This is a genomic window from Fusicatenibacter saccharivorans (assembly GCF_027667425.1).
GTDB lineage: Bacteria > Bacillota > Clostridia > Lachnospirales > Lachnospiraceae > Fusicatenibacter > Fusicatenibacter saccharivorans.
This window is the reverse complement of sequence record NZ_JAQEGR010000012.1, coordinates 16476-36885: the sequence shown is the minus strand read 5'-3', so window position 1 is coordinate 36885 and position 20410 is coordinate 16476. Positions and strand designations below refer to the sequence as shown.

Genomic DNA, 20410 nt, shown 5'->3' with positions numbered 1-20410 from the left:
TTTTTCGTAAAAAAAGATCCGCAATTTTTAGCGGACCTGAATAGTAATGTTCAAATCCCCTTATTGTTCGAAAATTTCGCTCAGGCTGGCACCTTCCCGTACAGACCATTCTGTCTGGGGGTTGCCGTGGTTTCACAGATCCTATGTATCTCCACCACTCTGAATAAGAGAAAAGCAACTGAATTTTTGATTTTGTTTTTTGCTACTCTGATACACTATCGCAAAATACGCCATTCGTCAAGAGGAAATAAAAGGATTTGAGACATTTTCTTACTGTTGTCCCAAACATCCTTTCTTTTTTTCTGATTTTTCGGCTGTATCTTCTGTTATTTGTGAACAGATAAGAAAACTCTCCAAAACAGAGAGTTTTCTTATCTGCTGTATCGTTTTTTCTACTCTTCTGCTTTCATCTCGCGGACAACCTTCCGCAGCTTCAGAATCATGGACGGAGCAACAGAAAGCTCATCCACTCCCATTCGTACAAACTGCTCCGTCAATGTCAGATCTGCACCGAGCTCCCCGCAGATTCCTGCCCATTTTCCGCATTTGTGTGCATTTTCCACCACCATGCGAATCATCCGAAGAACGGCTTCATGGTGTGGATTGTAGAAATCATCCAGCTGTTCATTCTGACGATCAATCGCCAGGGTATACTGCGTCAGGTCATTCGTTCCGATGCTGAAGAAATCCACCATTTCCGCCAGACGGTCGCTGATCATCACGGCTGCCGGTGTCTCGATCATAATGCCCTGCTCCGGAATTTTATACTGCACTTCCTGTGCTTTCAGCTCTTCCTCTACCTCTGCAACAATTGCGTAGATTTTTTCTACCTCTTCTGTTGATGTGATCATCGGATACATGACAGAAAGGTTTCCGTAAACGGCTGCGCGGAACAATGCGCGAAGCTGCGCTTTAAAAATTTCCGGCTGTTTCAGACAAATCCGGATTGCACGGTACCCAAGCGCCGGATTTTCTTCTTTTCCAAGATTAAAGTATTCTACCTGCTTATCTGCCCCGATATCCAGCGTACGGATAATCACTTTTTTGCCTGCCATGGTCTGCACGGCCTGTTTATATGCCTGAAACTGTTCTTCCTCCGTTGGGAAATCATTTCTTCCAAGATAGAGGAATTCGCTTCGGAAAAGTCCAATTCCACCGGCATCATTTTCCATCACATAGCCAAGGTCACCAACACTGCCGATATTTGCATAGATGTTGATCTTACGGCCATCCGGCGTAATATTTTCTTTTCCTTTTAACTCCTCAAGAAGCTTCTGTTTTTCTGCTTCTTCCTGCATTCTTTTTTCGGTTTCCTTCCGCACATCCTCCTCCGGCTCAAAGATAACCTGACCTGAAAAACCGTCTACAACGGCCGTCATGCCTGTTTTCAGACCGTTTAAATCCATCGGGACGCCGATTAATGCCGGAATATTCATCATTCGCGCAAGAATCGCAGTATGAGAATTGGTAGATCCATGCACAGTCACAAACGCAAGTATTTTTTCTTTGTCCATCTGTACAGTTTCACTCGGACTTAAATCGTCTGCCACTATAACAGATGGTTCCATAGAACTCAGGTCGTTATCTCCCTCGCCGCTTAAATTGCGGACCAGACGTTCGGAAATATCTTTTACATCTGCGGAACGAGCCTTCATATATTCATCATCCATAGCTGCAAACATCTCTGCAAAATTATCGCCGGTTGCTGCCGCTGCATATTCTGCATTTACCAGTTCTGTCCGGATCATGTTCTCCATTGATTCCAGATAGTCCTCATCCTCCAGCATCATCTGATGGACTTCAAAGATCGCCGCACTTGCCTCTCCAACTTCCCGGACTGCCTTGTCATACAGTCTGCCAAGCTGTTTTTTCGAAACCTCCACGGCTTCTTTCACACGTTTTACTTCTGCTTCCGGATCTTCAATCCGGGCTCTTTTAACCTGGTAATCATTTTTCTTCAGAACCGCAACCGGTCCCATAACAATTCCTTTATATACGGATTTCCCCTGAAAATACTGCATTTTTTATCCTCCGAGCGTACTTTTTACAGATTTGCTTCGAAAAACGCTTTCAGCGTCTCAATCGCTGCATCTTCGTCCTCTCCGTTTGCTGCAACGGTTACGGTATCTCCCTGCTTTACACCAAGTGACATCAGCATCATCAGCTGAGTCAGTTTTTTCGTTTTTCCATCTTTTGTGATGGTGCATTCCGATGCAAAATTTTTTGCCTCCTTTACCAGCATTCCTGCCGGTCTTGCGTGAATTCCCAGTTCATCTTTAATGGTATATTCAAATGATTTCATGCTTTTATTCTCCTTCTTCTCTGTCCATAATCCGTTCTATGTGCATAGCGAGATATCCAATTTCAATCTCCTCCATCGGAAGTTTCAGCCTCTTTTCCATCTCCTCACAGATTCGTTTCGCCGCCTGAAAGGCTTTCGGAAACTTTACGGACATGTAGTCATTCATATTTACTTTCAGTTTTTCCCCACTGACCGCTCTTGCAACCATATAGCGGATATGGTTCATCATACGGTTATACGACAACGACATCACATCGATGGTATGCCCGGTGATATGCTCCACCAAAGAAATGCTCTCCCGGACTGCTCTTGCTACTTCCATGGCCTGTGAAACATTTTCCTCCACAATTGCCGAATGAACATGAAGTGCAAGATAGCCGATTTCATGTTCATCAATTTCGATCTGAAGCCGTTCTTTTAAAAGCTCCCTGATACAGGAAGCAACTTTATACTCTTTGTAAAACATCACACGGATATCGTCGGTGAGCGGATTGCTGATCTGCTCACCGTTCTGAATCCGCCGGACAGCAAAATCCAGATGATCTGCCATTGGAAAGACGATGGAACGGTCAATTTTTCCAAATTCCTTTTCTGCCTCGTCAAGCACGGCACTCGCCAGCTCCAGGCTGAGCGGAGAAACGCCCTGTACAATGGTTCTGGCATTTCCTCGCTCCGTCATCTCTGTCAGGGAATAAATGCGGGCATCGTCTCCCGGCTGTACACGCTGTCCCATTTTTTTCCCAAATGCAATTCCTTTCCCCATGACCAGATATTCCCGGTTATTTTCTTCTTCCACTCCAATAAATGAATTGTGGTTCAGTGTTTTTGCTATCCTGTACATTCTTCTCACCCGTTTTTAAGGCACAGCTTACGCGAGAATCTCAATCGCAAATAAAGGATCTCCTGCTTTTACCGGTCCGTCTGTCAAAAGACGGATTCTCTGGTTCTCCTCCAGCTCTGTGCAAAGAACCGGTGATGTAACCGACGGCGCATGTGTTTTCAGATATTCCAGATCCAGCTTCAGCATCGGATCACCTTTTTTCACGGTCTGACCGCTTTCTACCAGTGCCTCAAATCCCTCTCCGTTCAGTTTTACTGTATCAATTCCGACATGAATCAGAAGGCTGACCCCGGAATCGGTTACAAATCCAATCGCATGTTTTGTGTCAAAAACAAACGCAACTTCTCCGTCCTCCGGAGCACGCACATAAGGATCTTCCGGTGTTACAACAGCGCCGTCTCCCATCATCTTTTCCGCAAACGCTTCGTCCGGCGCAGTAGAAAGATCAGCTGCCAGTCCGCTCATTGGACTGCAGACAGTAATGGTATCCACAACCTTCTGTTCTTTTGTTTCCTGCGCTGGCTCCGCCTCTTTTTGGGCTGGTGCATTTTCTGCTTCTGCATTTTCTGCTTCCGCATACGTATTCGGAGCTTTTTCCAGATAATCCTCTAAATTTGATTTTATCACAGTTACATTCGGTCCGTAAATAACCTGTACACCATTTCCTTTATGCACAACGCCAGATGCCCCTGTCGCCTTTAAAATACCATCGCTGACTTTCGCTGCATCATGAACAGTACAGCGCAGTCTTGTTGCACAGCAGTCCACATCCGAAATATTTTTCTTTCCGCCAAGACCTTTTGTGATTGCTTCACTCATGGCATCTTCCGATGCCACCCCATCGTTCTGCGCCTCTTTTCTTGCTTTTACATCTGCTTTCGTATAAAGCTTGGTTTCCACATCATCATCCTCACGGCCCGGTGTCTTAAAATCAAACTTTTTAATCATGAATTTGAAGATAAAATAATACAGGAAGAAATAAAGAATGCCGACCGGAATCACCCTCATCCAGCTTGTCTTTTCATTTCCCTGCAGAATACCGAACAGGAAGAAGTCCAGAAGTCCGCCGGAAAAGGTAAGACCTACTGCGATATTCAGGATGTGTGCGATCATATAAGCTGTTCCCGCAAGAATAACCTGCACGACAAACAACGCCGGTGCAACAAACAGGAACGAGAATTCCAGCGGTTCTGTGATACCGGTTGCCATACACGCAAGTGCTGCGGAAAGAAGCAGACCGCCTGCTGCTTTTTTCTTCTCCGGTTTCGCACAATGGTACATGGCAAGTGCCGCTCCCGGAAGTCCGAAAATCATAAAAATAAATTCTCCGGAGAAATATCTCGTTGCATCTGCACTGAAATGTGCGATATTCGCAGAATCCGCAAGCTGTGCGAAGAAAATATTCTGTCCGCCCTGCACCATCTGTCCTGCCACTTCCATGGTACCTCCGACTGCCGTCTGCCAGAACGGCATATAAAATACGTGATGCAGACCAAATGGAATCAGTGCCCGTTTAATCAGACCGAAAATCAGCGTTCCGACATAACCGGAGCCGGTTACCAGGCCACCCAGCGCATAAATGCCGTTCTGTACAACCGGCCATACAAAATACATTAAAATTCCCACAAACATATAGACGATCGTAGAAATAATCGGTACAAAACGAGTACCTCCAAAGAAAGAAAGTGCGTTCGGAAGCTGGATCCGGTAAAATCGATTATGAAGTGCTGCGACTCCAAGACCGACAATAATACCGCCAAACACACCCATCTGCAGCGACTGAATACCGCAGACAGAAGTGATGGTTCCTTCCAGAACGGATTCTGCAATTTCTCCGTTTTCCAGAATCTGACCCGTAATAGTCAGCATTGCGTTAATCGCTGTATTCATAACGAAATATGCAATAACGGCTGACAGGGCAGAAACCTCTTTTTCCTTCTTTGCCATACCAATTGCAACACCTACCGCAAAAATCAGAGGCAGGTTATCAAACACCGCACTTCCTACTTTGTTCATGATCACCAACAGCGCATGAAGAATTGTGCCGTTGCCGAGCAAGCTTGTCATCCCATACGTTTCAATCGTGGTTGCATTGGTAAATGAGCTTCCGATTCCCAGTAAAAGTCCGGCTACCGGAAGAATTGCGATCGGGAGCATAAAGCTTCTTCCCACTCGCTGCAGAACACTAAAAATTTTGTCCTTCATTTTTTTACTCCTTGTGTAGTTTATACTTTTTACAAGAAGAGTTTCTGCGGTTTTGCATCTTTTTAGCCGGTCTGTACTCTTTTTCTGAAACAGAGTACAAAAAAGAGACACTAACCCACATAAACAATTCCTGTTATGTATAGTTAATGCCTCCAAAAATCGAGTTACACACTACAACTGTAGTTGAATATAGCACAGATAAATCTCTTTTGTCAAGTCAGTTCTTATGATTTCAGCTTTTTTCTTTTTATCCATTTTTCACATTCTTATGCATCTATTTTGTGCACAATAGCTAATCAACATCTTTTTTTTGAAATGTCATAAATTCAAGATCTTCCTGTTTCCATAGTTGTGCAGGCACATGCAATACTTCTTTACTTTCAATATCCTGCCACCGGCCTTCCGGAAGATACAGTTCATATTCATCTCTGTCAAATCCGGGTGAAATAAGCAATGCATCACCAAGCATATAAGACAGATTCTGTGTCTTTGCGATTGGATCTTTCGGATATTCCATCACAAGCGGACGAATCATTGGAATACCAGACTGATGACTCTGGCAGGCGGTGTGATAAAGATATGGCACAAGTCGATGTCTGAAGTTAATCCATTTTTTTACTTCTTTTAATGCCATATCTCCATACTGCCATGGTTCCCGCGGTGTTTTACCGTGCGCTCTGGATAATGGCATCCACAATCCCATCTGCACAGAGGAAAGGTAATCTTCTATATTCGGACGTTCCTCATTTCCGATATAACCTGTGTTATAAAATCCGCCAAGATCATAACCCCAGAAAGATACACCAGACATAGCCATCCCAAGTCCGGCCTGAAGGATTGCACTGTGACTTGCTTTATCACTGGAAGAATCTCCTGCCCATGCTGCCGGGATCATATGAGAACCCACATACCCACTGCGTCCCCAAAGCATTGGCAATTCCCCACGTTCGTCGCAAATTTCTTTCATCCATGTGTAAATATTTTTTGCATACAGATACGTCAGAAGATTATGTCCTTCTCGCCCGCTCATGCCATTGTAAAATACAACATCTTCAGGTACTGCTTCAGAGAAATCTGTCTTTATCACTGATACACCCATTCTGACGATTTTTTTCACACGTTCCTCATACCATGCCAGAAATTCCGGATTTGTGAAATCAAAGCAAGCACACAAAAGCTCTGAATCTGCAGTCGCTTTAAACATTGCAGGATGCCCTTCTTTATTTTTTATAAAAAATCCACGTTCTGCCAGTTCCTTAAATGCCGGCGAATCTTCCTGCAAGTACGGATAATTCCAAAGACTTAAATGTATGTTCTTTTTATTTAATTCTTTAATCATTTCTTCCGGTTCAGGGAAACGTTCTGTATCCCATTCCCATACACCAGACATATCCTGCCTCTGCCAGCCATCGATATGAATTACATCGATACCTATTCCAAATTTTTCAGCATCAGCAACAACATCCTCGACTTCTTTACGGCTCATATAAGAGCATTTTGACATCCAGAAACCAAAAGCCCACTGTGGAATCATAGGTATCTGCCCTGTAATCTGCAAATACTGCTGCAACAGCTTCTTATAGTCTTTGCTTTCTTCTGCCAGGAAAATATAATCCAGAATAGGATCGTCACTGCCCATCTGATAACTGATCCATGATGAAGCACCCATATCAAATGATGAACGCGTAAATGTATTTAACAATACGGAATATCCCCGGCTGCTTGTAAAATACGGATGACTTTTATATGAATCCTCCGTATTAGTAGACAATGCATCTTTTTGCCAACACTCTATTCTTTGTCCACGTTTATTAAAATGTGTAAACTTCTCTCCAAATCCCCAAAATTGCTCATCGGAGAATAATACAAACTGCTCAAATGAGGCTATACTTTTTCCAGATGCATCTACTCTAAATCCTGTTGGAAGCTGTTTCCACCGGTTATCGACATTAGTGTCAAAAGCCTGTTCTTTCGTCAATAATTTTCCATTCTGATAGATGGACATTTCCCAGTAGTTTTTTGAAAAATGAAGACTTAACTGATTTGTTTCATATATATACAGATCTTCATTTTCTGTAAATTCTGCATTTTTTGTTTCAAACTCCGATTCAGGTACATCTTCGACTACCGTCTGTCTGTGGCTTTTTGCAGTCATCTCCGGCACCATCACAAATCTGAATACCGATGGTGTCAAAAATGTAATACGAACTGTGGCTATACGGTCTTTCCATGTACGTACCAAAAAATGTATTCCATCTTCTTTGGCACACACTGATTCAATTTTCGTAAGAAAATCATACTCATCTGAAAAAATTGTTCTTCGCTCCCCACATTGTGGATTATATTGTGTTTCTGCTTCATTAGACATATATTGTCCCCCTCTGGTTTTTATTATTTTTAGTCAAAATGTATAATCGGTAACGTTTTCGTATTCAACATATCATAAATTTGTATATTTTTAAATATCTTTTTTTACCAATACTGACCGCCTCAGCTTTGAAAATAATAGTAGTAAAATTTAAGCCAATTTCTTCGCAATAAGGTAAAATAAAAGAACGGTACCTTTTATTGCACCGTCCTTTTTGTCAACATTTGTTTTATACTGTTTTTACGCTCTTAACCGGAATTTCTGGATGTCCTTTGCATTATTCACACGCTCAATTTCAGCGCCGAGTCCACGGAGCTTTCCGTCGAAGTCCTCGTATCCGCGCAGAATGTATACAATATCATCCACCACGGTAACACCCTCTGCTGCAAGACCTGCAATAACAAGTGCTGCTCCGGCGCGAAGATCCGGTGCGGAAACCTCTGCTCCGGTAAATTTCTCTACGCCGTCGATGATCGCCGTGTTGCCTTCTACTTTAATACAGGCGCCCATACGTGCCAGCTCATCCGCATATTTAAAACGATTTTCAAAAATACTCTCTGTTACAATACTCGTACCGTTTGCCAGTGCCAGTGTAACCGCAATCTGCGGCTGCATATCGGTCGGGTAACCCGGATACGGCTGTGTCTTTACGTGTGTTCTGCCCAGACGTTTGCTTGCGCTCACACGGATGGAATCGTCAAACTCTTCTACGTCGCAGCCAATCTCCTCGAGCTTTGCGGTTGTTGCTTCCAGATGCTTTGGAATCACGTTTTTAATCAGCACATCGCCCTTTGTAGCTGCTGCTGCAAACATATACGTACCTGCCTCGATCATATCCGGTACGACCGCATAGCTGGTTCCGTGCAGGGTATCGACACCCTTGATCCGAATCACGTCGGTTCCTGCTCCTTTGATGTTGGCTCCCATGCTGTTCAGGAAGTTCGCCACATCGACAACGTGCGGCTCTTTTGCTGCGTTCTCAATCGTTGTATTTCCTCTTGCCATCGAAGCTGCCATCATGATGTTGATGGTGGCTCCAACGGAAACCATATCCAGGAAAATGTGGCTTCCATGCAGATCTGCCGCACTTGCCACGATTGCGCCGTGACGGATGCTTACCTCAGCGCCGAGTGCGCGGAATCCCTTTAAATGCTGGTCGATCGGACGGCTTCCAATGTTACATCCGCCCGGAAGCGGAACTTCCGCTCTTTTGTATTTTCCAAGCAGCGCGCCTAAAAGATAATAAGACGCACGGATTTTTTTGATATATTCATAGTCAACACTCAGATCACCGATAGTCGATGCATTGATCCGCACGGTATGACGGTCGATGCGGTCCACAGTAGCTCCGATCTCTGCAATTGCTTCCAAAAGTACATTAATATCGCTGACATCCGGCAGATTTTCGATCAGGACCGTTTCGTCGGTCATCGTTGCTGCCGTAAGAATTGCAAGCGCCGCGTTTTTTGCTCCCCCGATTTCCACTTCGCCCACAAGAGGATTTCCACCTCTGATGACATACTGTTCCATATATTCACCTCAAATTTTCTTTTTCATAACTTAACGAGTGTGTTTTATCCGAAATAACGATTCAAAGTCTGTTCTGCTGTTTTTTTTACACACTCCGGACTCACTGAAACGCACTGCTCCCCGCAGTAATTTTTCAGTCTCCCCTTATCTTAACTCAAATCTAATATTTTGTAAATCAATTTTAATATATTCCGTACTATTTCCGTTTTTTTCCACCGTTTCCGGTCAGGAATATTCAGAGAAACGTTATATGTAATTTCTAACTGTCAGAACATTTTCCTTATTATTATGTAATATTATGTTTTTGAAAATTCTCCGAATATTCCACCCGTTCCTTCTTACATGCCAATCTGCTCGCGAAGTGCCAGAATCGTGCCCTGGATATCCTTTCCGCTCTCATCGACCGTAATCTCGGCATACTGTTCATACAGTTTACTTCTCTCATCGTAAAGATCTTTGAGCGTCTGACCCTCTTTCAGCACAACGCCGCGTCCCTTCAGGTTTCCAAGACGCTTTGCCAGATCCTCATACGACAGCTTCAGATAAACGATTATTCCAATCTCTTTAAAATGCTCCATCGCCTCTTTTCCGTAAATAGCGCTGCCGCCCGGTGCAATGACGCTTTCATCGGCTTCCAGAGTCGCATTGACCTCATTCTCAATCGCAAGAAAGCCTTCGTTTCCCTCATCTGCAATAATCTCGCGCAGAAGACGTTTCTCCCGATGCTGAATCACAAGATCCGTATCAATAAACTCATACCCCAAAGCCTTTGCAAGGATAACGCCAACGCTGCTTTTGCCGGCTCCCGGCATTCCTATTAATATAATATTCCGTTTCTTCAAGTTTTATTCCTCCTGCTGTCCTGTATGTACTCTCGGAATCTTTTTGTTTCCTCTATCTCTGCAGATTTGTTCCGCCCTGCTTCATGATCTGCTCAATCTCTTTTTCGCTGACCACGTTGGCATCGTGCTGAATCATCAGCTTTAAGACGCTTGCAGAAATCGCAAAATCGATGGTTCTCTGCGGCGCAAAATCATGCGCCATCGCGTGAATCAGTCCTGCGCCAAACGCATCACCGGCTCCGACTGCCTCAAAGCTGTGTACTTTGTGAACCGGGCTCTCATAGAATTTTCCGTCTTTCAGGTAAATTCCCATCCAGTCGCCGTCCTCCACGGTGTAGAGATTGCGCAGCACGCTCGCAACTACTTTACAGTTCGGGAACTGCTTCTGGATTTCCAGCATGCCCTCTTTGTAAGACTCGATCTGCTCAATGCCGCGCGACATATCTCCGTCGTACGCCGGAATGCCAAGTGATGATTCAAAATCCTCATCGTTTGCAATGCAGACATCCACATACGCCATCAGACGGCGCATAACGCGCTGTGCGTCCTTCGTGGACCACATTTTTCCGCGGTAGTTCAGATCACATACCACCTGGATTTTTTTCTCTCTGCAGAGCGCCAGAGCGTTCTCCAGCGCTTTTTCAATCTCTGTGCTGATGGCAGGCGTGATACCGGAAAAATAAAAGAGATCTACGCCATCAAGCAGTTTTTCCCAGTCAAATTCCTCTGTCTTTGCCATTGCAATTGCGCTGTAAGCGCGGTCATAAACCACGCTCGTCGGGCGGATATTCGTTCCCTTTTCAAAATAGTAAATACCAACGCGTCCGCCGCCCCGCAGCACACGGGATGTATCGACGCCGAACCGGCGGATCTCATTGACGGCTGCCTGTCCCACCTGGTGCTCCGGCACTTTTGTCACGTACGAAACATCGTCCCCGAGTGTCGCCAGGGAAACCGCAACATTCGCCTCCGCGCCGCCGTAATTGGCTTCAAATGTATCTGCCTGTAAAATTTTCAGATGCTCCGGTGTTTTCAGACGCAGCATCACTTCTCCAAAAGTAAGTACCTTCATACTAAAATCCCCTCCAAAAGCAATTTGCTTTTTTGTCTCAATACCTCTTTATCTTACGCTGTTTTCCCCACGGACGCAAGAAAAACCTGCGGAAACCACCCCCGTTTTCCATCGCAGAAAAGCACAAAAAAGAGGCTTTCTGTTTCTCTTCAGAAAGCCTCTTTTCGTGTATTTCATTATTCTTTTACTGCTCCCAGTGTAATACCGGTTACGAAGTATTTCTGCAGGAACGGATATACAATCAGCATAGGAACAAGGGCGATAAATACCTTTGCTGCCTCCAGTGATTTGTTAGAGTTCTGTGCTAACTGCTGATACTGCTCTGCAGTCAGGGTTACGCCTACCGGGATCTGAACGGAGATCTGACGGATGTAGGTCTGTAACGGATAGTTCGTCTCTTTGTTCATTAATACCAGGCCCTGGAAATACTCGTTCCAGTAACCAACGGATGTAAACAGGACGATGGTTGCGATAACCGGTTTGGAACACGGAACTACAATCTGCCACAGGATACGCCACGGGCCGGCGCCGTCTACACGGGCTGCCTCCTCGAGGTCTCCCGGGATGCCGCGGAAGAAGTTCATCATCAGGAGTACGTTGAATACCGGAACAGAACCAGCCAGAACCAGTGCTGCCATCGTATCGATCATACCATAATTTTTAACGGTGATGAACCACGGAATGGTACCACCATTGAACAGCATACAGAATACCAGGATCCACATCAGGACGTTTCTCGGTTTGTACTCTGTTTTGCTCTTTGCCAGCGGATAGGACATCATAATCAGGACAACCATGGTCCATATGGTTCCAATCACAACTCGCTTGATGGAAATCCAGAAGGAATTCCAGAATGCGGAATCACCCATAATCAGGCTGTAGGATTTTACGTTTGATCCGATCGGGTAAATCGTTACAAGACCGCCCTCAGCGGCTGCTTTTGAAGAAATAGATACGCAGAACGTATACCATAACGGATAAAAACAGCTGAATGCCAGGAGAATCAGGATGATAGCATTTATGACTTTAAACGCTCTGCTGCCAAAACTCTTGCTTTCTATCATAATTTCTGCCCTCCTTAGAAAATCTTGTAATCAGCAAACTTGTAAGCACAAACATAAGAAGTAACAACCAGCACGAAGCTGACAACAGATTTAAAGAGACCTGCTGCAGTAGCCAGCGAGAACTGCATGTTTGTAATACCAATACGGTATACGTATGTATCGATGATATCACCAGTTTCAATAACCAGCTGGTTGTACATGTTGAATACCTGGTCGAAACCTGCATTCAGAACGTTGCCCATTGCCAGTGTGGTCAGAAGAACGATGGTCGGAACCAGTCCCGGGATGGTGATGTGCCATACACGTTTCCAGCGGCTTGCGCCGTCGATTGCGGCTGCCTCGTAAAGGCTCGGGCTGATGCCGGTCAGCGCTGCAAGATAAATAACTGCGTTGTAACCGAACTCTTTCCATACATCAGTTCCGATCAGTAACTGACGGAAGATGCCAGGCATGGTCATCGGAAGAACGGTATCCGTTGCACCCATTGCGCTGCGGACCGTGTTGAAAATTCCGTTTGCGCCAAGGATATTGGTGATGATGTTTGCAAGGATAACCCAGGATACGAAGTGCGGCAGATATACGATCGTCTGAACCGTCTTTTTGAACTTCATATTCTTTACCTCATTCAGCAGCAGTGCGAACACCAGCGGAATGATGATATTCAGGATAACCTTTGCGATTGCAATAATCAGAGTATTGACAAGTGCCCGTTTTGCATCCGGGATAACGGTCAGGTATTTAAACCATTTCAAACCTACCCACGGAGAGCCGAACCATCCTTTGCTCGGATTGTAATCCTGGAATGCCATTACAATACCAACCATCGGAACGATAGAAAACATAAACAGCCAGATATAACCCGGCAGAACCATTAACGTATAGTGAAAGGAATTTGACAGCCCGAGATGGCCTTTTTTCTTCTTCACGGCAAGCTCCTCCTTTGATGTCATTTTTTTAAAGTAGTGGGGTACAGGCTTTCCTGTACCCCACCCTCCACATCATACATTTACATTAGTTACTCAGCCAGGTAATCTTTTACCAGCTCAAGGATCTGATCACCACCCTGTACATGCCAGTCGGTGCAGAACTGATCCCACTCGTCAAGGCTCTTCGCACCAGTGATGAACTGAAGGATACTCTTGTCTTCCAGGTCAGAAATCTGGGTCCAGTAGGTATCCATTCCGTCGATGGTGTAGTACAGTTCAGAATAGATCTTGTGATCCGGCTCAAGTGTTGCGTATGGACGATCACCAATCAGCAGTGCATAGAATCTGTTGAACTGTCCGTTGTTGGTGTTGACATCCATATCGGTTACTGCCAGATCTCTGGATCCGTCATAGTCCTCAGAGATAACGTCTTTCAGAGTTGCGGCATCGTTTGCCAGGTTCTTGTACAGACCGTTGAATTTGCTTCCGCCCTGCTGATAATCATCTGCGCTTGCTTCGCCTTTGATGATTCCCATCAGTGCATCATACTCATACTCGCACTCATCGGTAGCTGCCATACAGTTACGCAGCGGATACCAGCCGATTGCTACAGAAGTATCGAAGGTAGACTCATCACGAACGAGTACGTTGTTCATGATAACAATGGCTTTCTTCACATCATCCGATGCGTTTTTGTTTACCATAGTATAAGTGGTTCCAACGTCTTTCATATGAATATTCCACTCACCGTCTTTGGTGTACAGCGGATATGCCTGCCAGTTTGCATTGTTATCGTTACGGAAGGAATCCGGGTTTCCGTATCCAAGGCTCCACCATGGTCCCATGAAGATACCGCAGGTTCCGTTCTTAACATTGTTTGCATTGTCGCCGTTGGTTGTGGTTCCAACCTCCGGGTTGATGAGGCCTTTTTCATACCAGTCATGTAAGGTGGTAAGGGCTTCTTTCATTTCATCTGTTGTAGTTCCCCAGTACAGTTCGCCGGAATCATCTTTCAGAAAATATCCCGGTGTTGCATTGAATGCCTGATATACAGCATCGAAACCGTATCCGTTGTTGGAGGAGTTCAGGAAGTTGGAGTAGGTTCTTCCGCCGTTATCAATACCTGCGATTGCATAATCCGGGCTGAGACCTGCGTCTTTAAATTTCTGAGCTACTTCGCCGAGTTCATCTACGGTCTTCGGAACTTCCAGTCCTAACTGATCCAGCCAGTCCTGACGGATAAAGTACAGGTAAACACCATCGGTATCTACCGATATGTTTGGCAGTGCACAGAAGGTTCCGTCTACGGTTGCATTGTTGATCGCACGTCCTTCGGTAGTCTCGATGATTTCTTTTACCTGTTTGGATGCGTACTGGTTGAACTCCGGCCAGAGGTCTGCAAGAAGATCTGCTCTTGCTGCCTGTACCAGGTAGTTACGGGTTGGTGCAACGACTGCATCCGGAAGGGAAGCAGATGCGATTGCCAGAGATACTTTCTGCTGGAAGTCAGATGCATTACCTGCAGTCCAGTCGCAGACAACTTTGATGTTGTAGTTATCCAGAAGGTATCTGGTGTACTGGTTGTTATCTACGGAATCGCCGTCCGGAAGTGTGGTATCCTTCGGGTCGATCTGATATCCATAATGTACTTCTACGACATGATCAAATTTTGCAAACGCACGATCGTCATTTTCACCCGGTACTGCATCGTCTGCTTCATCAGCTGCTGCAACCCAGTCACCAGAACCTGCTGCATCGCCGGAGCCGCTGTCCGATGGGGTATCCTTTGCTTCATCGCCGCCTGCCGTACTTGATGCTGTTGTGCCGCTGCTCTTGCTGTTTGCGTCAGAACTGTCTCCCCCAGTGCTGCCACATGCTACCAGGCTTACGATCATGGTGCTTGCCAGTAATGCAGAAATTACTTTCTTTTTCATTTGGTGTCCTCCTTGTGATTTACGTTCTTTTTGCGTGCTCCGTTGTTGCTTTTGTCCAGGTTTACGAAGAATCCATTGTTTTTAATCATACGTTTTGCCTAAAACTTTCACATTTTCGTCACACTTTTTATGCAATGATTATACCTCTCTTCCACCCGTTTTGACAAGCATTTTTTATGTATTTTTCACAATTTATTTCGTTTTTTTAATTCATATTGTCGATTTTGTACACTATTTTAAAATTTATAGTCAATCTTGACTTTTTCTTTTTCGTTATTCTTTTATCTATTGACGGATTTTTTGTGCTTTTTCCGTCATTTTGTATATTCCTCGTATTTTCAGACATTTTACCTGCAGAGCCTTCTACCGGCAGTTCCCTCCGAATGCCGGGCAACACAATAAAAAAGAACCTCTTATCTCTCCCCGGGAATACTTCTTTCCGGAAACATAAGAGGTTCTTTTTCTTTTTTTGTTCTTTATTCTGCTTTTTTCTTCTCTTTTGGAATAATAATATTCAGTACAATCGCCGCAACAGCTGCCGGAACAATACCGGAGCCGCCGAAAATCAGCTGGATATAATAAGGAAGCTCAGAAGTTGCTCCCGCTGTGGAACCAAGGCCGTAGCCAAGACCCAGTGCAACAGAAACGATCGTGATCTCACGGCTCGTAATCGGCTCTTTTGTGATGAGCTGGATACCGGAAACCAGAATTGACGCAAACATCATAACGGCTGCACCGCCGAGTACGGACTGCGGCATAATGGATACAAATGCTGCAATCTTCGGGCAGAGTCCGCAGAGGATCAGGAAAATGGCTCCGCAGGAAAGTGCCATACGGTTTACGATTTTTGTCATCGAAATAATGCCGACGTTCTGTGCAAAAGAAGTATTCGGGAGAACGCCGAGTGCTGCTGCAAAGCTGGATCCGAGACCGTCGCAGATGATACCGCCGGAAAGCTCAGAATCGGTTGCCTCGCGGTCCATACCGCTCTCTACGCAGGCGCAGATATCGCCGACCGTCTCAACGGTTGTTACGATGAACATGATCGCTACCGGGAGAATTGCCTCCACACGGAAGACTGGTTTTACCTCAGCCAGTTTTCCAAAGCCTGCAATACCAGGGAGTGCGAACCAGGACGCATCTTTTACCTGCTGGAAATTGACAACCCAGGAATATGTATAGGAAACAGTGCTTCCATCCTCAAGAACCGCCGTTCCGGTATGCGGCAGAACCATGGTCATAATAATAGCTACCACGTAGCCGACTAAAATACCGATCAGAATTGAAGCCGTGCTTAAGATTCCCTTCGGATTTGTAAAGTGCTTCAGTGCCAGCGTTACAATCAGAACGACCATGCCAAGGAACAGGTTCTGTATGGAACCGTAATCGTTCGTTCCGGAACCGCCGCAGAGATAATTGATTCCAACCGGAATCAGCGAAAGACCGATCGCCATAACGACGCAGCCGGTAACAACCGACGGGAAAAATTTACGAAGCGGCTTTAAACAGACGCCAAGCACGCCCTCAAACAGACCGCCGACAATTGTCGCACCAAGGATAGCGCCGTACGTCAGCGCGCCCTGTCCCAGCACGGCTGTCACGCTCTTGAATACGCCGAGGAATCCAGAAGATGTACCCATAACAATCGGTACTTTACCGCCGATCGGTCCAATCGAAAACATCTGTACCAGTGTTACAATACCGGCTACTGTCATTGCATTCTGCAAAAGAGCCGTACGAAGTGCACCGTAGCCCGCATCCGCCGTCAGACCGCACGCTCCCATGATGATCAGAAGCGGGGTAAGGTTTCCTATGAACATCGCCATTACGTGCTGCAATCCAAGCGGAATCGCCTGCTTCAGCGGAATCCGTCCTTCAAAGGTGTACGGGGTTCCCATAGCTGAACTTTTTTCTTTTTTCATTGCTTTTCTCCTGCTTTTGTAGATTTGGGCTGCCTTGCCTTTCGGTATGGAATATGCCCTGCACAGCCGGAATTTTTCCGGCAAAGCGTCCTTGTTTTTTCTTATAGATACTTATAAGTTTTTCTTTTTAAACAAGTCTTCTTCATAAGCTGTGCTTTTATGTAAAAAGATTATCATGTTTCTTTTTTCCCGTCAACCCGCATCTTGTACAGAATTCCATAAAAAGGAGACACCGGTCTGTGTTCCTCATCTCACAGATCAATGTCTCCTTGTTTTCTTCCTTCAATTTAAGCGTTCTGGAAATCCTCAATCGCTTTTACGGTGCGGTTATATTCTTCCGTCACCTTCTGCATCAGATCATCCGTCTCGGTCTCCTGCAGCGGTCTTAACCGCTCGGTCAGCTCGGCGCTTGGCTCGTACAGATTTTTAAAACCAAGATTCTGGCACACGCCTTTTAATGTATGAGCTGCACGGAATGCAACCTCAATATTTCCGTCCGCCAGTGCCTGGCAAAGCTCCTGATAGCTCGGATCCTGAGGAAATTTTAAAATGATCCGCTGAATCAGAGATTCACTGCGAAGCCGCTGAACGGTTTCCTCGTAATCTGCTCCCATCTGCATGTAGCAATCTTTTAATGTCATCTTCTCTTCCTCTTCCCTGTATGCAAATTCATTACATATTAATGCAAACAAGTTCTTTATCAATACATAAATAATTATATTTCTCACGCAAGCTCTTGTCAACTTCTGCTTTTCATTATTTTTGCATTATTTTTGTTTACTATACGCTCTATTTCTGAATATAAAATATCTTTTTTCTTACGTTTTTCTTACGTTTTTATCTTACCTGTATATTGCATTTATGCATAATAATACAACTTACTCGCATATTCTGTCGTTTTATTCACACGGTACCGCGTGAAAGTCTATTTCTTCTGTCTAGTCTCGTTGCAAAATGTAATGTTTTTTGTACCCTGTAATTTTCGTTATTTTTCTGTGTTTCTTCTATCTTTTATGCAAAAAGGGACCCTCGGTCTTAACCGGAGATCCCTTTGGATTTCTCAAAATCAGATTAGCAGATTCCCTGAGCCATCATAGCGTCAGCTACTTTCTCAAAGCCTGCGATGTTAGCGCCCATAACATAGTCGCCCTCATGGCCGTAACGTTTTGCAGCATCAACCATGTTGTGTGTGATGTTGATCATGATGCTCTTCAGTTTTGCATCAACTTCTTCGAAGGTCCAGGACAGACGCTCGGAGTTCTGGGACATCTCGAGTGCGGATGTTGCAACACCACCTGCGTTTGCAGCTTTTCCAGGTGCGAAGATTACGCCGTGCTCCTGCAGATATTTGGTTGCTTCCAGAGTAGTAGGCATGTTAGCGCCCTCGCATACTGCAGTGCATCCGTTCTCAACAAGTGCTTTTGCATCCTCAAGCAGCAGCTCGTTCTGAGTTGCGCAAGGAAGAGCAAGGTCTGCTTTTACAACCCATACGCCGCGTCCTTCGTGATACTCGGAGTTTGGACGATATTTCTTGTACTCGGTCAGACGGGCACGGTTTACTTCTTTGATCTCTTTTAATGCAGCTACATCGATTCCGTCTGGATCGTAAACCCATCCGTTGGAGTCAGAGCAGGTGAGAACTTTCACACCAAGCTGAGTAGCTTTCTCGATTGCATAGATTGCAACGTTTCCGGAACCGGATACACAAGCGGTCTTGCCTGCGATGTCGATGCCGTTCAGTTTCAGCAGCTCCTGGGTCAGGTACAGCAGTCCGTATCCGGTAGCCTCTGTTCTTGCTAAAGATCCGCCGTAGCTTAAACCTTTACCAGTCAGAACGCCTTCGTATACGCCGCGGATTCTCTTGTACTGTCCGAACATGAAGCCGATCTCTCTTGCGCCTGTTCCGATGTCACCAGCCGGTACGTCGGTGTCTGCGCCGATATATTTGCAAAGCTCTGTCATAAAGCTCTGGCAGAATGCCATGATCTCTCTGTCAGATTTTCCTTTCGGATCGAAGTCAGAACCACCTTTACCTCCGCCGATCGGAAGGCTGGTCAGTGAGTTTTTGAATACCTGCTCGAATCCCAGGAATTTGATAATACCAATATTTACAGAAGGATGCAGACGGATTCCTCCTTTGTAAGGTCCGATTGCACTGTTAAACTGTACACGATATCCGGTGTTTACATGAGCCTGTCCTTTATCGTCTACCCACGGCACACGGAATTTGATCTGACGCTCTGGCTCTACCATTCTCTCCAGAAGAGCGACTTTTCTGTATTTTTCCTCGTTTGCTTCAATAACAGGGCGAAGAGATTCCAGAACCTCTTTGACTGCCTGATGGAATTCCGGCTCAGCTGGGTTTTTTGCAACTACGGACTCAATAACCTCATCTACGTATGACATGTTCGTTTCCTCCTTGAAATTTCTCCCTTAATGTAGTGCAGAAAGATTTCTTTAAAAGATCCATCTGCGGTTCTCATCAGCCTTAAAGCGTGGAGAAAATCATTTCCGCACTCTCTCGCGTCTCCGGTGGATTCTCCCGTCCTCCGGATCACTTAATTTTATAAGGTCAACGATTGGTTGATATTATAGCATAAAATATCCGGTTTTTGCAATATTTCACGCAAAAAATTCCTAATAAATCATGATTTTGTAGCGTTTTCTAATATTTACCCAGTATTTTTGTCGATTTTGTATATTTTTACCGAAAGTACTATAAAATTTTGCGTGCTGATTCTTTAGAAAATAAAGATTAGCTGCGGTTTTTTGTTTTTATATTAGGTGTTTTCGATTTTTTCTTCACGCTCCAGCCAAAGGTTCCCTGCTTTTTCCCGATTCCAAAGTACTCTCCGTGGGAATACACAATCGGTTTCGCGCGGTTCAGATCGAAGCGGCCGCGCTCATCCATGTATGCCTCATCCGCATGGACAGCCACAACTTTTGCAAGAAACATGTGATGCGAGCCCAGTTCGAGCACCTGCTCCACTTTACACTCGATATTAACCGGCGACTCCCCGATCATCGGTGCGGAAATCTCCTCCGCCTCGACTTTCGTCAGTTTCATCTCTTTGAACTTATCCACATCTCTTCCCGAGCGCACGCCGCAGTAGTCGGTCGCATAGCAGAGGTCCTCCGTCGTCAGGTTGATGACGAACGCACCGCTCTCTTTGATCATCTGATAGCTGTAGCGTTCCGGCCGCACCGAGATCGATACCATCGGAGGATTCGTACACACCGTGCCGGCCCAGGCAACGGTGATGATGTTGTCCTCCCCGTTCTTTCCGCGCACCGACACCATGACCGCCGGCAGCGGATACAGCATATTTCCCGCTTTCCATGTCTGTTTTCCCATTCTTATTTCTTTCCTTTCCTCTTTTTCACCCTTTTATGACCGAAAAAAG

At 45.3% G+C, this 20410-nt stretch carries 15 protein-coding genes and 1 riboswitch; all 15 genes read right to left on the bottom strand.

What is annotated here, in order from left to right:
- Positions 1 to 57: 57 nt before the first annotated feature.
- Positions 58 to 170: riboswitch (SAM riboswitch) on the bottom strand.
- A gap of 222 nt (positions 171 to 392) precedes the next feature.
- The gene (gene ptsP, locus PGS38_RS12055) at positions 393 to 2021 is read right to left on the bottom strand and encodes a phosphoenolpyruvate--protein phosphotransferase (RefSeq protein WP_118666954.1); all 1629 of its coding nucleotides are present in this window, start codon (positions 2019 to 2021) and stop codon (positions 393 to 395) included.
- A 23-nt stretch (positions 2022 to 2044) separates the two neighbouring features.
- Entirely contained in the window at positions 2045 to 2302 is a 258-nt protein-coding gene (locus PGS38_RS12050) for an HPr family phosphocarrier protein (RefSeq protein ID WP_117801790.1), read from the bottom strand.
- 4 nt (positions 2303 to 2306) lie between these two features.
- On the bottom strand, positions 2307 to 3143 hold the full coding sequence (locus PGS38_RS12045; protein WP_118700621.1) for a PRD domain-containing protein: 837 nt from the start codon (positions 3141 to 3143) through the stop codon (positions 2307 to 2309).
- A 27-nt stretch (positions 3144 to 3170) separates the two neighbouring features.
- Complete coding sequence (locus PGS38_RS12040) at positions 3171 to 5348, bottom strand: PTS sugar transporter subunit IIABC (RefSeq protein WP_270476313.1); 2178 nt, start codon at positions 5346 to 5348, stop codon at positions 3171 to 3173.
- Between the two features lie 292 nt (positions 5349 to 5640).
- The gene (locus PGS38_RS12035) at positions 5641 to 7716 is read right to left on the bottom strand and encodes a glycoside hydrolase family 31 protein (protein ID WP_270476311.1); all 2076 of its coding nucleotides are present in this window, start codon (positions 7714 to 7716) and stop codon (positions 5641 to 5643) included.
- Between the two features lie 240 nt (positions 7717 to 7956).
- Positions 7957 to 9246, bottom strand: coding sequence for a UDP-N-acetylglucosamine 1-carboxyvinyltransferase (locus PGS38_RS12030; protein ID WP_055226306.1), 1290 nt, complete (start codon positions 9244 to 9246; stop codon positions 7957 to 7959).
- Between the two features lie 338 nt (positions 9247 to 9584).
- Positions 9585 to 10088, bottom strand: coding sequence for a shikimate kinase (locus PGS38_RS12025; protein WP_117801787.1), 504 nt, complete (start codon positions 10086 to 10088; stop codon positions 9585 to 9587).
- Between the two features lie 52 nt (positions 10089 to 10140).
- Entirely contained in the window at positions 10141 to 11160 is a 1020-nt protein-coding gene (locus tag PGS38_RS12020; RefSeq protein WP_270476308.1) for a sugar kinase, read from the bottom strand.
- 176 nt (positions 11161 to 11336) lie between these two features.
- Positions 11337 to 12224, bottom strand: a complete 888-nt coding sequence (locus PGS38_RS12015; protein ID WP_117801785.1) for a carbohydrate ABC transporter permease — start codon at positions 12222 to 12224, stop codon at positions 11337 to 11339.
- 14 nt (positions 12225 to 12238) lie between these two features.
- Positions 12239 to 13150 (bottom strand): ABC transporter permease, encoded by a 912-nt coding sequence (locus PGS38_RS12010; protein ID WP_238033680.1) that lies wholly within the window; start codon positions 13148 to 13150, stop codon positions 12239 to 12241.
- An 89-nt stretch (positions 13151 to 13239) separates the two neighbouring features.
- Positions 13240 to 15084, bottom strand: coding sequence for an extracellular solute-binding protein (locus PGS38_RS12005; RefSeq protein WP_270476306.1), 1845 nt, complete (start codon positions 15082 to 15084; stop codon positions 13240 to 13242).
- Between the two features lie 476 nt (positions 15085 to 15560).
- Positions 15561 to 17006 carry a uracil-xanthine permease family protein gene (locus tag PGS38_RS12000; RefSeq protein WP_117510677.1) on the bottom strand — a complete coding sequence of 482 codons (1446 nt, stop codon included), beginning with the start codon at positions 17004 to 17006 and terminating at the stop codon, positions 15561 to 15563.
- A gap of 287 nt (positions 17007 to 17293) precedes the next feature.
- Positions 17294 to 17647 (bottom strand): Hpt domain-containing protein, encoded by a 354-nt coding sequence (locus PGS38_RS11995; protein WP_055220310.1) that lies wholly within the window; start codon positions 17645 to 17647, stop codon positions 17294 to 17296.
- Positions 17648 to 18077: 430 nt separating this feature from the next.
- Positions 18078 to 19412, bottom strand: a complete 1335-nt coding sequence (gdhA, locus tag PGS38_RS11990) for an NADP-specific glutamate dehydrogenase (protein ID WP_022461212.1) — start codon at positions 19410 to 19412, stop codon at positions 18078 to 18080.
- Between the two features lie 349 nt (positions 19413 to 19761).
- Complete coding sequence (locus PGS38_RS11985; protein WP_117510675.1) at positions 19762 to 20361, bottom strand: flavin reductase family protein; 600 nt, start codon at positions 20359 to 20361, stop codon at positions 19762 to 19764.
- Positions 20362 to 20410: the final 49 nt, after the last annotated feature.

Excerpts from the sequence above, each read along its gene's own strand:
- ptsP (WP_118666954.1), bottom strand. The coding sequence starts at position 2,021 with ATGCAGTATTTTCAGGGGAAATCCGTATATAAAGGAATTGTTATGGGA.
- PGS38_RS12050 (WP_117801790.1), bottom strand. The coding sequence starts at position 2,302 with ATGAAATCATTTGAATATACCATTAAAGATGAACTGGGAATTCACGCA.
- PGS38_RS12045 (WP_118700621.1), bottom strand. The coding sequence starts at position 3,143 with ATGTACAGGATAGCAAAAACACTGAACCACAATTCATTTATTGGAGTG.
- PGS38_RS12040 (WP_270476313.1), bottom strand. The coding sequence starts at position 5,348 with ATGAAGGACAAAATTTTTAGTGTTCTGCAGCGAGTGGGAAGAAGCTTT.
- PGS38_RS12035 (WP_270476311.1), bottom strand. The coding sequence starts at position 7,716 with ATGTCTAATGAAGCAGAAACACAATATAATCCACAATGTGGGGAGCGA.
- PGS38_RS12030 (WP_055226306.1), bottom strand. The coding sequence starts at position 9,246 with ATGGAACAGTATGTCATCAGAGGTGGAAATCCTCTTGTGGGCGAAGTG.
- PGS38_RS12020 (WP_270476308.1), bottom strand. The coding sequence starts at position 11,160 with ATGAAGGTACTTACTTTTGGAGAAGTGATGCTGCGTCTGAAAACACCG.
- PGS38_RS12015 (WP_117801785.1), bottom strand. The coding sequence starts at position 12,224 with ATGATAGAAAGCAAGAGTTTTGGCAGCAGAGCGTTTAAAGTCATAAAT.
- PGS38_RS12005 (WP_270476306.1), bottom strand. The coding sequence starts at position 15,084 with ATGAAAAAGAAAGTAATTTCTGCATTACTGGCAAGCACCATGATCGTA.
- PGS38_RS12000 (WP_117510677.1), bottom strand. The coding sequence starts at position 17,006 with ATGAAAAAAGAAAAAAGTTCAGCTATGGGAACCCCGTACACCTTTGAA.
- PGS38_RS11995 (WP_055220310.1), bottom strand. The coding sequence starts at position 17,647 with ATGACATTAAAAGATTGCTACATGCAGATGGGAGCAGATTACGAGGAA.
- gdhA (WP_022461212.1), bottom strand. The coding sequence starts at position 19,412 with ATGTCATACGTAGATGAGGTTATTGAGTCCGTAGTTGCAAAAAACCCA.
- PGS38_RS11985 (WP_117510675.1), bottom strand. The coding sequence starts at position 20,361 with ATGGGAAAACAGACATGGAAAGCGGGAAATATGCTGTATCCGCTGCCG.